The organism is Actinoplanes philippinensis (genome assembly GCF_900113015.1).
Lineage (GTDB): Bacteria > Actinomycetota > Actinomycetes > Mycobacteriales > Micromonosporaceae > Actinoplanes > Actinoplanes philippinensis.
In genome coordinates this window covers 255,923-269,016 of sequence record NZ_FONV01000009.1, presented here as the reverse complement: position 1 = coordinate 269,016, position 13,094 = coordinate 255,923, and the positions used below count along the sequence as shown (strand labels likewise).

12 protein-coding genes are annotated in these 13,094 nt (G+C 71.1%); 4 read left to right on the top strand and 8 right to left on the bottom strand.

The window, feature by feature from the left end; all coding sequences use genetic code 11:
- Nucleotides 1-71 precede the first annotated feature (71 nt).
- Complete coding sequence (locus tag BM290_RS24705) at nucleotides 72-1,211, bottom strand: FAD-dependent oxidoreductase (RefSeq protein ID WP_093617999.1); 1,140 nt, start codon at nucleotides 1,209-1,211, stop codon at nucleotides 72-74.
- An 80-nt stretch (nucleotides 1,212-1,291) separates the two neighbouring features.
- Between BM290_RS24705 and BM290_RS24700 the strand changes: the two genes are divergently transcribed.
- Nucleotides 1,292-1,960, top strand: coding sequence for a TetR/AcrR family transcriptional regulator (locus tag BM290_RS24700; RefSeq protein WP_093617997.1), 669 nt, complete (start codon nucleotides 1,292-1,294; stop codon nucleotides 1,958-1,960).
- Here the strand turns inward: BM290_RS24700 and BM290_RS24695 are convergent.
- From BM290_RS24695 to BM290_RS24675, 5 genes are read right to left on the bottom strand one after another with little or no spacing between them, the layout of a single operon-like run.
- Complete coding sequence (locus BM290_RS24695) at nucleotides 1,872-3,134, bottom strand: cation:proton antiporter (RefSeq protein WP_093617995.1); 1,263 nt, start codon at nucleotides 3,132-3,134, stop codon at nucleotides 1,872-1,874. The genes BM290_RS24700 and BM290_RS24695 overlap by 89 nt on opposite strands.
- Nucleotides 3,131-4,387, bottom strand: coding sequence for a cytochrome P450 (locus tag BM290_RS24690; protein WP_093617993.1), 1,257 nt, complete (start codon nucleotides 4,385-4,387; stop codon nucleotides 3,131-3,133). Before BM290_RS24690 ends, BM290_RS24695 begins: the two co-directional genes overlap by 4 nt.
- A complete protein-coding gene (locus BM290_RS24685; protein WP_239143652.1) occupies nucleotides 4,384-5,367 on the bottom strand; it encodes an alpha-hydroxy acid oxidase in 984 nt (327 codons plus the stop codon). Before BM290_RS24685 ends, BM290_RS24690 begins: the two co-directional genes overlap by 4 nt.
- Nucleotides 5,368-5,372: 5 nt before the next feature.
- Complete coding sequence (locus BM290_RS24680; RefSeq protein ID WP_093617989.1) at nucleotides 5,373-6,914, bottom strand: NAD(P)-binding domain-containing protein; 1,542 nt, start codon at nucleotides 6,912-6,914, stop codon at nucleotides 5,373-5,375.
- Between the two features lie 24 nt (nucleotides 6,915-6,938).
- Nucleotides 6,939-8,429, bottom strand: a complete 1,491-nt coding sequence (locus BM290_RS24675) for an aromatic amino acid ammonia-lyase (RefSeq protein WP_093617987.1) — start codon at nucleotides 8,427-8,429, stop codon at nucleotides 6,939-6,941.
- 63 nt (nucleotides 8,430-8,492) lie between these two features.
- On the opposite strand from BM290_RS24675, the gene BM290_RS24670 reads away from it, so the two are divergent.
- Both BM290_RS24670 and BM290_RS24665 read left to right on the top strand, forming a co-directional pair.
- On the top strand, nucleotides 8,493-10,010 hold the full coding sequence (locus BM290_RS24670) for an NAD(P)-binding domain-containing protein (protein WP_093617985.1): 1,518 nt from the start codon (nucleotides 8,493-8,495) through the stop codon (nucleotides 10,008-10,010).
- A gap of 1 nt (nucleotide 10,011) precedes the next feature.
- Nucleotides 10,012-11,424: a class I adenylate-forming enzyme family protein gene (locus BM290_RS24665; protein ID WP_093617983.1), complete on the top strand. Its 1,413-nt coding sequence runs from the start codon at nucleotides 10,012-10,014 to the stop codon at nucleotides 11,422-11,424.
- On the opposite strand, the gene BM290_RS24660 is transcribed toward BM290_RS24665, so the two are convergent.
- A complete protein-coding gene (locus tag BM290_RS24660) occupies nucleotides 11,421-11,882 on the bottom strand; it encodes a GNAT family N-acetyltransferase (RefSeq protein WP_203779466.1) in 462 nt (153 codons plus the stop codon). The two genes, BM290_RS24665 and BM290_RS24660, sit on opposite strands and share 4 nt — an antisense overlap.
- 148 nt (nucleotides 11,883-12,030) lie before the next feature.
- Between BM290_RS24660 and BM290_RS24655 the strand changes: the two genes are divergently transcribed.
- On the top strand, nucleotides 12,031-12,303 hold the full coding sequence (locus BM290_RS24655) for a hypothetical protein (protein ID WP_093617981.1): 273 nt from the start codon (nucleotides 12,031-12,033) through the stop codon (nucleotides 12,301-12,303).
- Between the two features lie 42 nt (nucleotides 12,304-12,345).
- On the opposite strand, the gene BM290_RS24650 is transcribed toward BM290_RS24655, so the two are convergent.
- Nucleotides 12,346-13,077, bottom strand: coding sequence for a hypothetical protein (locus BM290_RS24650; RefSeq protein WP_143133925.1), 732 nt, complete (start codon nucleotides 13,075-13,077; stop codon nucleotides 12,346-12,348).
- Nucleotides 13,078-13,094: the final 17 nt, after the last annotated feature.

Genomic DNA, 13,094 nt, shown 5'->3' with positions numbered 1-13,094 from the left:
TCTGGGCGATCTGGACGAAGAAGCCCGATTTCTAAATGAAACTCTTAGAAGCGACCGGCGCCGCGGTGGCCTCAGTCGCTGTGATCGCCGCCGAACTCGGGCGGCAGGTCGTCGCTGAGCAGGTCCTCGACGCAGCCGTCGAGCAGTTTGGCGGTCTCCGTGGAGCGGGGCAGCATGGTGTCCTCGTAGGCGCGAACAGCCTGGTCGATGGTCGCGGAGCCGGCGAGCGCGAGCGCCAGGTCGGCGGCGTCGAGCATGGCGAGGTTGACGCCGACGCCGAGTGGGGGCATGAGGTGGGCGGCGTCACCGAGCAGGGTGACGGTGGGGTCGTGGTCCCAGAGGTGCGGGGCGGGGAGCGCGAAGATCGGCCGGTCGACGTACCGGCCGTCGTTGTCGCTGATCATCCGCCGCAGGCGGGGCGACCAGCCGGCGAACTCGTCGAGCAGGTGGGCGCGGATGCCGGCGGTGTCATGGGGCCGTAGCCCGGCGGCGGTGATCCAGTCGGCAGGGACCTGGCGGATGATGTAGGCGCGAAGGTGGTCACCGCCGTTGCGCTGGCCCCACAGCGCGCGCCGGCCGTCGGCTGCGGTGGCGCTGCCCGGGCCGATCAGGGTGGACAGCTCGGTGTGCCGATCGTCCACGGCGTGGAACCAGGCTTCCGTGAAACTCACGCCGGTGTATTGCGGGACCGCCGCGGAGACCGCCGGCCGCACCCGGGAGAACGCGCCGTCGGCGCCGATCACCAGGTCCGTCTCGATGGAGGCGCTGTCGGTGAAGTGCAGTCTGCGGGGACCGCCCGCGGCCCCGCTGACATGGGTGAGCGCCCGGCCCCAGCGGACGGTGCCGGGCGAGAGCGAGTCGAGCAGAAGGTCGCGCAGCCGGCCGCGGTCGATCTCGGGTTTGGCCGGCTCGCCCTCCTCCGGGACGACGCGTGCCCGCAGCTCGCCGTCGGTGCCGAGGATGCGCATCTCCTGGCCCTCCGGGCGGGACAGCCGGAGGAACGCGTCGAGCAGACCGGCCTCGCGCAGGGCGAGCTGGCCGCTGTCGGCGCGCAGGTCGAGGCTGCCGCCCTGATCGCGGGTGTCCGGGCCGGCGTCGCGGTCGTGGACGGTGACGGTGATGCCGTGCCGTTGCAGGATGCGGGCGCAGGTGAGCCCGGCGGGCCCGGCGCCGATGATGTCGATCCGCGCTTCTCTGGTGGGTGAGGTCATGGCCCAAGAAAAGCAGAACGATTCTAAAAGTGCAACGAGTCAACTTTTGGTCTGATGCCACCTTCGCCTATACTCGGCTCATGACTCAGACACCTGTCGGCCGCCGGGAGCGCAAGAAGGCGGCCACCCGGCAGGCGATCGCCGACGCGGCCCTCCGCCTGTTCCTCGAGCACGGTTACGACCGGGTGAGTCTGCGCGAGATCGCCGACGCGGCCGACGTGTCGACCACGACGCTGTTCAAACACTTCTCCGGCAAGGAGGCCCTGGTCTTCGACCGGGAGCAGGACAACGAGGCGCAGCTGATCGCCGCGGTGCGCGAGCGCGCCGCCGGCCAGGACATCGTCGGCGCGCTCCGCGTACACATCCTGGACGCCTACCTCCCCGTCGCGCGGCATCCTCGGATGGCCGAGTTCGTCGCCCTGGTCGACGCCACGCCGGCCCTGCGGTCGTATGCCGAACGCATGTGGACCCGGCACACCGACAGTCTCGGCGCCGCCATAGCCGAGGAGTGCGGTGTGGACCGCGACGACCTCGGCTGCGTGGCGCTGGCCCGATTCGTCCTGGAGATCCCCGGCCTCGTCCGCGGCCGGCCGGACCCACGCGCCGCCGTCGAGGCGGTCTTCGACATCCTGGAGCGGGGCTGGCCGGCCGCCGTTCGCTCTACGGCACGGCCAGAGCCGGCTCCTCGACCGGCGCCGGCGCCCGCTTCTCCCGCCGCTCCAGCCAGGTCAGCACCGGCGTCGTCATGATGGTCGTGACCAGGGCGACCAGCACCAGCACGGTGAACAGCGACGAGTTCACGATCCCCGCCTCCAGGCCGACGTTCAGCGCGATCAGCTGCATCAGCCCCCGCGCGTTCATCAGCGCGCCGACCTTCAGCGCCACCGCGTTCGGCTCGCCGCGCAGCCGGGCGGCAGCCCAGCACGCCCCGAACTTGCCGACGATCGCCAGGGTCACGCAGGCCGCCGCGAACAGCAGCACCCGTACATCACCGAGCAGCGCGAACTCGGTCCGCAGCCCGGAGAACGTGAAGAACAGCGGCAGGAACACCGCCGACGCCACCGGGTTGGTCACCGCGATCACCCGGTCGCTGCGTTCGTGCTGCGGCATCACCACGCCGAGCGCGAACGCCCCGAACACCGCGTACAGGCCGATCTCGTCGGTGTAGAAGGCGACCAGGAACAGCAGCGCCACCACGCCGAGCATCCGCCCGCGATCGTCGAGCCGGTCGCTGCGGATCAGCGCCCCGGTCACCCGCGGCCCGCCGAACCAGAGCGCCAGACCGAACAGGACCGCGCCGCCCGCGGTGACGAACGCCGGCCCGGCCTCGCCGGACGCGAACGCCAGCACCACGGCCAGCATGATCCAGGCGACCATGTCGTCGATCGCGCCGCTGGCCAGGGCGAGCGAGCCGTGCCGGGTGCCGGCGTGCCCGCGTTCGGTGATGATCCGGGCCAGCATCGGGAACGCGGTGATGGCCAGGGCCACGCCGACGAACGCCGCCGACACCCCGACCGACACGCCGTCGGGCCGCAGCGGGACCGTGTCCGCGGTGACGATCACCAGCAGCACGCCGAGCAGCAGGGGAGCGGTGACCCCGGCGAGGGACACCGCCCCCGCGGTGCCGGCCAGCCGGGTGACCCGGTGCGACTTGAACGCGTACCCGGCCTGGAACATGAAGAACACCAGGCCGACCTGCCCGACCACGTACAGCACCGGCAGCAGCGGCGCCGGGAACAGCGCCTCCTGGACCTGGGGGAACAGCAGGCCGAGCAGGGACGGTCCGAGCAGCACCCCGGCCAGCATCTCGCTGACCACGGGTGGCTGTCCGGCCTTGCCGAGCAGCCAGGACACCAGGCGGCAGAAGAGCAGGATCACGGCGACCGCGATGAAGAACCGCGGCGCCAGCTCGGTCGGGGTCACGGGCGGGCCTCCTCGAAATAGGTGGCGCAGAGCTTCCGGCGGCGGGCGTCGAGCACCATCCAGGTGCCGAGCACCAGCTGTTTCACCGAGCGGCCGGCGTCGGCGACGGCATCGGCGCGGCGCAACGCGAGCAGACGGCCGGGTGTCGGTCCCGGCCGTCCGATCGGGGTCAGGTAGGCGGGGCCACGGCTGGGCAGCGACCGGGTGTGCCGGACCGTCGATGCGAGCGTGAACCGGCGCAGCACCTCCCGGGTCGCGGCGCGCAGCATCACGGGAGCCGCGCCGCGGGCCGGGCAGGCACGGTTCGCCGTCACCCCGTACGGGATGAAATGTGCCTGCCGGGGTTTGAGGGTCTTCCAGCGCTGGGGGTCGAAGGTGTCGTCGGCGGCCGGGCCGGTGCGCTGGAACGCCAGGTAGTTGAAGAGCAGCACCGATCCGGTGGGCAGGGTGACGTCACCGACCACGATCGGCGCCGAGGTGATGCGGTGGGCGATGCCGAAGAGCGGATGCACCCGCAGCGTCTCGTCGATGAGCCGGTCGAGCGAGCTGTCGGAGAGGTCGGTCGGGTATCCGGCGGCGCACAGCAGGATGTGCGCCATCGCCTCGGACATCTGCACGACCGCGGTGTTGAAGAACGCGCCCTGCAGATACCAGGCCGTCTCCTGGGCGGTGAACGGCGGCGGCAGCACGACCGGGCAGGTCCCGGCCTCGATCCGGCCGAGCAGGTAGCGTGTCAGCCGGTCGCGGCGGCGCATGTGCCGCAGGCTCAGCCCCTTCAACGCGGTCACCACGTCGTCGGCGTTGGCGACGATCAGCTCGCGCGCCTCGCCGGGACACGCCTCGGCGAAGACCAGCTCGTGGAAGACCTCCGCCCAGACCGGCATGAACAGATCCCGCAGCCGTACGAGCGACGGCCGCTCCGCCGGCAGCCGGTCCAGGATCCGGCGTGTCGCCGCGGTCGCCAGCTCGTCGGAGCGTGCGTGCGGGACCGCCAGGACCCTGCGGGTGGTGCGGGCGACTGTCTGATAGCGATCACCCGGCTCCAGGTGCTCCTGGTGCATCTGCGGGCCCGGCGCGAGCCAGTACCAGAACAGGTCGGACAGTCCCGCGCCGCGGCTGCGGCCGTCGGCGGCCGGATGACTGTAGACCTGCTCGAAGTGTTCCGCGCCGATCAGCGGCCCGGGCACCGGGATGCCCTCGGTGCCGTTGACCCGCTGGAAGATCCACTCACGCAGCCGGACCACGGCGTTCATCCGGCCACCCGCACCAGGTCCGGGCTCAGATCGGCCGGTCGCTTCGCTCCGGCCAGCGCCATCGCATGGTCCAGGTCCGCCGTCAGCGTCCGCAACTGATCTCGTACGCCGTCCGCGCCGTTCTGTGCCAGCGCGTCGAGGACCGGCCGCCCCACCAGGACCGCGGCAGCGCCCCGGGCGAGCGCGATCAGCACGTCCGTGCCACGCCGGATCCCGCCGTCGACCAGCACCGGGATCCGCCCGCCGACCGCCTCGGCCACCGCCGGCAGCGCGTCGATCGTGGCGAGCGCCCCGTCCAGCTGCCGCCCGCCGTGGTTGGAGACGATCACCCCGTCCACGCCGTGCTCCACCGCGAGCCGCGCGTCGGCCGGATGCAGGATGCCCTTGAGCAGGATCGGCAGCCCGGTGATCTCGCGCAGCCACCCGATCCGGTCCCAGCCCAGCGTCGCGTCCATCGCGATGTCCCGCACCCGCCCGGTGCCGTCGCGCATGTTCTCGCAGGCCAGCCCCGCCGGCAGGTCGGTGAAGCCGTGGCGCAGGTCCCGCTCGCGGCGGCCGAAGACCGGCGAGTCCACCGTCACCACCAGCGCCCGGCAGCCGGCCGCCTCGGCCCGCTTCACCACCGCGGCGGTGAACTCCCGATCCGGCTGCGGATACAGCTGGAACCACAGCGGGCCACCGGCCTCGGCGATCCGCTCGACCGGCTGGGTCGCGGCCATGCTCACCACCATGATCGTCCCGGCGGCGGCCGCCCCCTCCGCGGTCGCCGCCTCACCGCCCGGATGGGCCAGCAGGTGGAACGCGGTCGGCGCGACCAGGACCGGCGTCGCCAGCCGCGTGCCGAACAGGGTGGTGCGCAGGTCACGGTCGCCGGTGGCGCGCAGCACCCGGGGCACGATCCGCAGCCGGTGGTACGCGTCGAGGTTGTCGCGCAGGGTCCGTTCCGCACCGGCCCCGCCGGCGAAGAAGTCGGCGTGCACCGGGTTCACCGCAGGGCTCGGGCCACGAACGCCGCCAGCGGTTTGACGTGCGCCTCCGGCCGGTCCCACCGGTTCTCCAGGTTCTCCGCCAGATGATGGGTGGCCGCGAGCACGCCGTCGCGGTAGTGCCGCACGACCGGGTGCAGGTACGCGGCGTCGTGGGCCTGACCTGGCGTGTCCTGCGCGATCCGGGCCACGCTGATGTCGAACGGGTCCACCTTGTCGTGATCCGGCCCGTACTCCAGGGTCACCACGAACGCGTCCCGGTAGTCGTGCCCGGCGGTGGCCAGACCGTGCCGGACGAACCAGTCGACGGGCACCTCGTCGTGATAGCGCGCCCCGTCCTCACCGACCGTCACCACGTCGGCGAGGAACCCGAACTGCTGCCACAGCGCCGACGTCCGGTTCACCCGCGCGATCACGGCGTCGGTCACCGCCTCCGGGGTGACGTCGAGCTTCTCGGCCGGCCAGGGCGCGCCCTCGAGGATCCTGTGCAGCGCGCGTACGGCGTACCGAAATCCATGAATGAAACCGCTCGTGGACTTCTTGAAATCGCGGACCTGGCTGATCGTGCCGGCGAAGAACAGGCCGGGCACATTCACCGACTCCCACGCCTCGGTCTGCGCCGGGAAACGGTCGTTGATCGCCAGCTCCGGCCGGCACGACTCGTCGAAGATCGACGCGTCGAAACGGAAACCGGTGCACGCCAGAACCCGGTCGTACCGCAATTCCTTGACCACCTCGTCGACCCGCGAGAAGGCGAACGTCACCAGGAAACCGTCGCCGTCGCGCTCGATGCGGCGCACCGAGCCGTCGAGGATCGCGTTCGCCGACTTCAGCTGATAGGTGTCGAGGAAGTTGTTGTTGACCGCGCGCAGGTGGCCGACGAAATGCGTGCGCCACGCCAGCCGAACCGAACTGGGGCCGGCCACGTGGATCACCGTGGTCGTCTCCATCAGGTTGTCCGCCGTCTCGAACGCGGAATTGCCCTTGCCGAGAATGAGCACCCGCTGGTCCAGGTAGTCGCGCGGGTCGGTGGACATCGTGTCGTAGCCCTCGGCCAGCTCGAACCCGGGAATGTCCGGCCGATAGGTCTGCGACACCCCGGTCGCCACGACGACTCTTCGCGCGGTGTACGACGTGCCGCCGGCCTCGACGGTGAACAGGTCCCCGACCTTGCCGACCCTGGTCACCCGCGCGTTGTAGCGCACCTTCACCCCGGTGCGCCCGGCGAAGTCGCCCAGATAGCGGACCATCGTGTCGGCGCTCGGGAAATAGCGCCCGGTGTAGCGGGTGAACAGCAGTTCCGGGTCGTCGCTGAGCAGCGAGTTCCAGTCCAGCCGCAGATTCAGCTCCGGATCGTCGGTGCCGGTGTGCGGCTTGTTGATGGAGATCAGCGTCCGGTGGCGCGGATACCGCTCGAAGAAGGCGCCCGCTTTGTCCGCGGCCTCCAGCAGCAGGTAGTCACGCTTGCCGTCGGCCTCCAGCAGAGCGGCCAGCTGAAGCCCGGCCGGGCCGGCCCCGATGATCACGTAGTCAAGCGCCATGCCGCCGACGCTACGAACAAGAAATCAGAGATTTTTCAATCCGCTCCGGGATTCGGCGATCGCGGCGGCCACGCGCACCTCGGCCTCCAGCGGGCGGTCCGGGTCGATCGGAGCGATCGCGTCGGCCAGCGCGTCCAGCAACTCCGCGCAGGCCGGGGCGGTGGGGGTACGCGCGCCCACATGCACTGCCTGACGCAGCCCCAGCGCCAGCGAGCCGGTGATCAGGCTGAGCAGGCGGGACTGGTCCAGGGCACGCAGCGCGGACTGCGTACCCAAGGGAATGATGTCTTGATTGTGAAGGTTCGTCGGCAGGGATTGGATGCTCGCCGGCATCGCGTCCCGGCGGATCTCGGCGATCAGCGCCGTCGACGCCAGCTGGACGCCCTGCAGGCCGTGCTGCTGTCCGGGGCCGGCCGCGAGCATCGGCGGGAGGCCGCCGTTGCGGACCGGGTCGACCAGCAGGTCCAGCTGGCGTTCGGCCAGGTTGCCGAGCTGCGCGAGAACCATGGTGAGCAGGTCGGCGGCGAAGGCGGCGGGCTGACCGAAGAAGTTGCCGCCGTGCACCACCCGATCGGCGCCCGGGAAGAACAGCGGGTTGTCGCTGACACTGGCCAGGTCGGCCGCGACCACCCCGTCGACGTACCGCAGCGCGTCCTCGGCCGCGCCCAGCAGCTGGGGCGTGCAGCGGATCGAATACGGCTCCTGCAGCGGCCGCGTCCCCGACGGCGTCACCCCGTCCAGCGTCGCGCGCATCCGGGCCGCCACCGCTATCGCGCCCGGATGGCCGTACGCGTCGAGCAGGCCCGCGTCGAGGAACTGCGGATCGCAGCCGAGCAGATCGGCCAGCACACAGGTGAGCAGCTGGATCACCCGGTGCGAGGCCCGGACCCGGTCCAGCGCCAGCGCGGTCGCCGCCGTCGTCAGCGACGTGCCGTTGACCAGTGCGAGCGCATCCCGGCCGTCCAGCGGCAGCGGCTCCAGGCCGGCCCGCTCCAGAGCCTCCGCGGCGGGGAGCCGCCGCCCGTCCAGATAGGCGTCTCCCCGCCCTCGCAACGCCTGCGCCGCGGCGCCCAGCGGGATGAGGTCGCCGCTCGCGCCGACCGACCCCAGACGCGGCATCGCCGGCGCGAACGTCGTGCCCAGCGCCGCCGCCAGCGCGTCGACGACGTGCGGCGACACGCCCGAGTCACCACGGGCCAGCGAGTGCGCGCGTACCAGCAGGGTGGCGCGCGCCAGATCCGGCTCGATGTCGGGACCCTGGCCGGCGCCCAGGTGGGCGAGCGTGTTGTCGGCCTGATCGCGCTGGTCGGCGCGGCCCGCATACCCCACGAGCGCCCCGAAACCGGTGGTCGCGCCGTAGACCGCCCGGTCGTCGCCGAGCACCTTGGCCAGGAAGACACGCCCGGCCGTCACCCGCTCCCGGACCGCCGGTCCGACCAGCACGGTGATCGGCTCGCGGGCCGCGCGCAGATCCGCGATGCTCAGCGGGGCCGCCAGATCCACCTCGATCGTCATGCCCGCCGACGCTAATCCGCACTTCTCAGAACCCTCTGAAATCGGGCCGGTAGCTTCCGGCGCATGACGCACGACTACCTCATCATCGGCGCCGGGCCCGCCGGCCTGCAGCTCGCCTCCCTGATGGAGCGCGACGGTCATGACTACGTCGTGATCGAGGCCGGGGACGCGCCGGGCGCCTTCTTCACCCGCTATCCGCGGCACCGGACGCTGATCTCCATCAACAAGGTGTTCACCGGATCCGACGACCCGGAGTTCAATCTGCGCTCGGACTGGAACTCGCTGCTCACCGACGACCCGGCGCTGCTGTTCAAGAACTACAGCCGCCGATACTTCCCCGGCGCCGACGATCTGGTGCGCTATCTGGCCGATTTCGCCCGAGGACTGAACATCGTCTTCGGCACTCGTGTGGAGCGCGTCTCCCGGGACGGCGACGTCTTCACGGTGGTGGCCGGCGACCGCTCGTGGGAGGCGCGGCGGGTCGTCGTCGCCACCGGCGTCTCGCAGTTGTACGTGCCCCCGATCGACGGTGCTGACCTGTGCGAACGTTACGACACGGTCAGCGTCGACCCGGCCGGCTTCGAGAACCAGCGGGTCCTGATCATCGGCAAGGGCAACTCGGCCTTCGAAACCGCCGACGCGCTGGTCGAGACGGCGTCGACGATTCACGTCGCCGGTCCGCACTCGATCCGGCTGGCCTGGCAGACCCATTACGTCGGGCACCTGCGGGCGGTCAACAACAACTTCCTCGACACGTATCAGCTCAAATCGCAGAACGCGGTGCTCGACGGAACCGTCGAGCGGATCACCCGGCGCGACGACGGCGGCTTCCGGATCGTCTTCCGCTATGCCAGGACCAGCGAACGGCTCCGCGAAATCGACTACGACCGGATCATCCTGGCCACCGGCTTCCGATTCGACGCCACCATCTTCGACGAGTCGGCCCGCCCGGAACTCGCGATCGACGACCGTTTCCCGGCACAGACCCCCGCCTACGAATCGGTCAACGTGCCCGGCCTCTACTTCGCCGGAACCCTCTCGCAGCAACGCGACTTCAAGAAATCCACCAACGGCTTCATTCACGGATTCCGGTACGCCGTACGCGCTCTCCACCGGATCCTGCGCAGCCGTCACCACGACATCCCGTGGCCGTCCACACCCGTCGACGCCACCCCGGAGGCGATCACCGACGCGATCATCGCCCGGATCAACGTCACCTCCGCGCTGTGGCAGCAGTTCGCCGTGCTCGCCGACGTGGTCACCGTCGCCGACGGCCGGGCCGGCTACTACGAGGAGATCCCGGTCGCCCACCTGTGGCCCGAGCCGCTCTCGTTCGTGGTCACCCTCGAATACGGGCCCGGCCACGACCAGGTCGACCCGTTCGACATCACCGTCCCGCGGATCCCCGAGAACGACGCCGCCACCGCCCATCAGGCCAGCTACCTGCACCCGGTGGTCCGGGCCCGCCGCCACGGCGAGGTCGTCGCCGAGCACCACCTGGCCGAGAACCTGGAGAACCACTGGAACATCCCGTCCGTACACCAGGAGCCCCTGGCCCGCTTCCTCAAGGGCCTGCTCTGACATGTGGCCCGAACCGGTCCTGGACCTGCTCGCCACCGGCGGCGACCGCCCGGTCTTCGAGGACGGCGACCGGGTCGTGACGGCGGCCCGGATGCACACGATGATCCGCCGCGTCACCACCGGCCTGCGGGACCACGGTTTCGGCCCGGGCCGCGGGATCGCGCTGCGGCTCGGTGTCAACGCCGAGGCCTTCGCCACGACGATCGCCGCGTTCGCGGCCGGAACGCGCGTCTGCGGCATCCCACCCGGACTCGCCCCGGGCCAGCTGGAGTATCTGCTGGACCGCGACGACGCCGTCCTGATCGACGACGCCACCGCTGCTGACCTGCTGAAATACCCGCCGGGCCCGGTCAGCGCGGCGGGCCGTGGCCCGGACGTCGCCCGGATCATCTACACCAGCGGCAGCACCGGCCACCCCAAAGGCTGCGCCCAGACGTACGCCGCGATGTCCGCGTCCTGGGCACCCCACCCCGGCCGCTGGCCTCCGGTGATCGCCGAACTCGCCACCCGGCTCGACCGCTACCTGGTCTTCGGCTCCCTGAACAGCCAGGTCATGCTCGAATACGGCATCCTCGCGCTCACCGCGGGCGGCACCCTCGTCGCCGCCCACCCACCGGACTTCCCCGGAGCGTTCGTCCGCCACCGGGCCACCGCCAGCGTCATCACCGTCGGCAAACTCCACCAGCTGGTCCGCGCCCAGCGCACCGACCCCGCCGACCTGAGCAGCCTGAAGGCGCTGATGGTCTCCGGCTCGCCACTGCGGCCCGCCCGCCTGCGGGAGGCGCTCGACGTCCTCGGGCCGATCGTCTTCCACGGATACGGCCAGACCGAGACCGGCATGATCTCGATGACCTTCCCCGGCGAGAGGCCGGAGACCGTCGGCCGGCCACCGTCGGTCACCGACCTCAGGATCAACGACCAGGAGTTGTACGTCCGGACGCCCGCCCAGGCGAGCTTCTACTGGCAGGACCCCCGGGAGAGCGCCGAGGTCTTCGTCGACGGCTGGGTCCGCACCCGCGACCTGGCCACCCTCGACGACGACGGCTACCTGCACCTGCACGGCCGGGCCCGAGACGTGATCATCGTCCAGGCCACGCTGGTCCACGCCGGCCCGATCGAACGCCGGCTCGCCACCGACCCGGCCGTCGCCGAGGCCTATGTGGTCGGCCGCCCCGACGACGAGACCGGCGAGGCCGTCCACGCCTTCGTGGTCCCGGCCACCGGCGCCACCCCCGACCCGGCCCGGCTCCGTGCCCTGGTCGAGGCGACGCTCGGCGCCTCCAGCGTCCCCCGGACCGTCACGGTGATCGACCAGGTTCCGCCGGCGCCGAGCGGCAAACCCGACAAGGCCGCCCTCGCGGTCCGCGATCTGCCCGGATCTCCACCGGCGGAACCCGGTCGGCCACCGTCCTAAACGAGAGTGCGGCGGAACCGTTGCCGGCTCCCGCCCTCCGGACCGTCGGGCTCCGCGTCGCCGCCGAGGAAACCCAGACGCTCGTAGAACGCCCGGGCGCCGCTGACCTGGGCCGCCGGATGATCCTCGCCGAACGTCACCACGTCGAGGCTGCACGGGCGCTGACACCGGCCGACCACATGAGCCACCAGAGCCTGCCCGACCCCGCCCCGGCGGGCGAGCGCATCGACGACCAGCCAGTTGATCCGATACGTCGGCGCCCGGCCGCCGGTGAGGATCCCGCCGAGCAGTCGATCCTCCCGGCCACGGACCACGAACGCGCTGCCCCGGCCGATGTTCCGGTGCACCGCCTCGAGGAAACCCGGGTCGCTCGCCATCGGGCCGAACCACTGTTCCACGCTCGCCGCCAGCGCCAGGAAGCCGTCCACATCGCCGGAAACCGCTGCCTGCACCTTCACCAGCCGATGATCCCCCGCAGCGCGACGGCCGATCAACTCCCGGTCCGGCGTTCAGCCCACCGGGATCTCAGCCGGCTCGTGCTGTCCGGTGTGTGCGGATGCGATCCTGTGCGGTGCAACGGTCGTCGCCCGGCTGAAGGAGGCGCGCATGCCCTATCGAGACCCCGACGAGTTCTGTGCGGAATACGCCGAGATCAACGGCCAGGACACCGTTGATGAGTTCGGTGCGACGTCGCGGCTGGAGACGGTCACCGTCGTCGACCGGACACCTGACACGGCGCGCGTGGAAGCGCGCCGGTTCATCTTCGGGCACGCCCCGGACGCCGGGTACTACGACGCGGTGGAACCCACCGCCTTCGTACTGAGCAGGCGCGCCGACGGGTGGCACGTCGTCTCCGAGGAGGGCCTGCCGTACGAGTGAGGATCACCGAGCCATGGCGGTGACCGTATTGTGTCGGTTCCGTCAGGGAGCGGGCTGCAGTGGCCCGGCCACGGTCTCGATTCGCCGGCGGCCCTCCGGGGTGCGATACCACGCCATGACGGCTTCGCCGCGTTCCGGTTCATAGGTGACGCGCCAGCCGTGCACGGCGACGTGTTCGTCGAGGTACCACCGATTCCACTCGCTCGACGCCGCGGCGACCTCGCCGACCGTGCCGCGGAAGGCATCCGATCCAACGGTGGTCAATCCCCAGCCGGCGCCCTTCCCGTCGCGTTCGATGGCCTCCGACCATGACTCGCCGGTGTAGATGCTCTGCCCCAAGGCGCTGGACTCGATCAGGTTGACGGCGCCGGCGGCGATCCAGAAATCCGGCTCCACCGCACCGATGCGACCGGTCGACCAGCTCAGGGTGAGGGCGAAACCTTCCACGGATCCGACGACGGCGACGTGGTCACCGTCGTCGAGTTCGTCCCATCCTGACGAGACGCTGTTGTCGAACACGTAGGGATGGTCGTGGGCGCCGTGGCAGCCTGGTCGTTCGGGGCAGAACGTCATCCCGCCGTACCGGGCGACGAAGGACGTCAGCCGCTCCAGGCCGCCCGCGGGGCCCGGGACCGGTGCACCGTTCACATCGGTGCACTCGTACCACCGGCCCGGGTCGGCGAGAGAGATCGGCGTACGCCGGCAGTGCTCGTCGAGAAACGCCCGCGCTCTGCCGCTCAGCGCGGCCACGTCGTCGAGCACATGGCGGGTCACCGCGCCATCGTACGAGA

Excerpts from the sequence above, each read along its gene's own strand:
- BM290_RS24705 (WP_093617999.1), bottom strand. The coding sequence starts at position 1,211 with ATGACCTCACCCACCAGAGAAGCGCGGATCGACATCATCGGCGCCGGG.
- BM290_RS24700 (WP_093617997.1), top strand. The coding sequence starts at position 1,292 with ATGACTCAGACACCTGTCGGCCGCCGGGAGCGCAAGAAGGCGGCCACC.
- BM290_RS24690 (WP_093617993.1), bottom strand. The coding sequence starts at position 4,387 with ATGAACGCCGTGGTCCGGCTGCGTGAGTGGATCTTCCAGCGGGTCAAC.
- BM290_RS24680 (WP_093617989.1), bottom strand. The coding sequence starts at position 6,914 with ATGGCGCTTGACTACGTGATCATCGGGGCCGGCCCGGCCGGGCTTCAG.
- BM290_RS24675 (WP_093617987.1), bottom strand. The coding sequence starts at position 8,429 with ATGACGATCGAGGTGGATCTGGCGGCCCCGCTGAGCATCGCGGATCTG.
- BM290_RS24670 (WP_093617985.1), top strand. The coding sequence starts at position 8,493 with ATGACGCACGACTACCTCATCATCGGCGCCGGGCCCGCCGGCCTGCAG.
- BM290_RS24665 (WP_093617983.1), top strand. The coding sequence starts at position 10,012 with ATGTGGCCCGAACCGGTCCTGGACCTGCTCGCCACCGGCGGCGACCGC.
- BM290_RS24655 (WP_093617981.1), top strand. The coding sequence starts at position 12,031 with ATGCCCTATCGAGACCCCGACGAGTTCTGTGCGGAATACGCCGAGATC.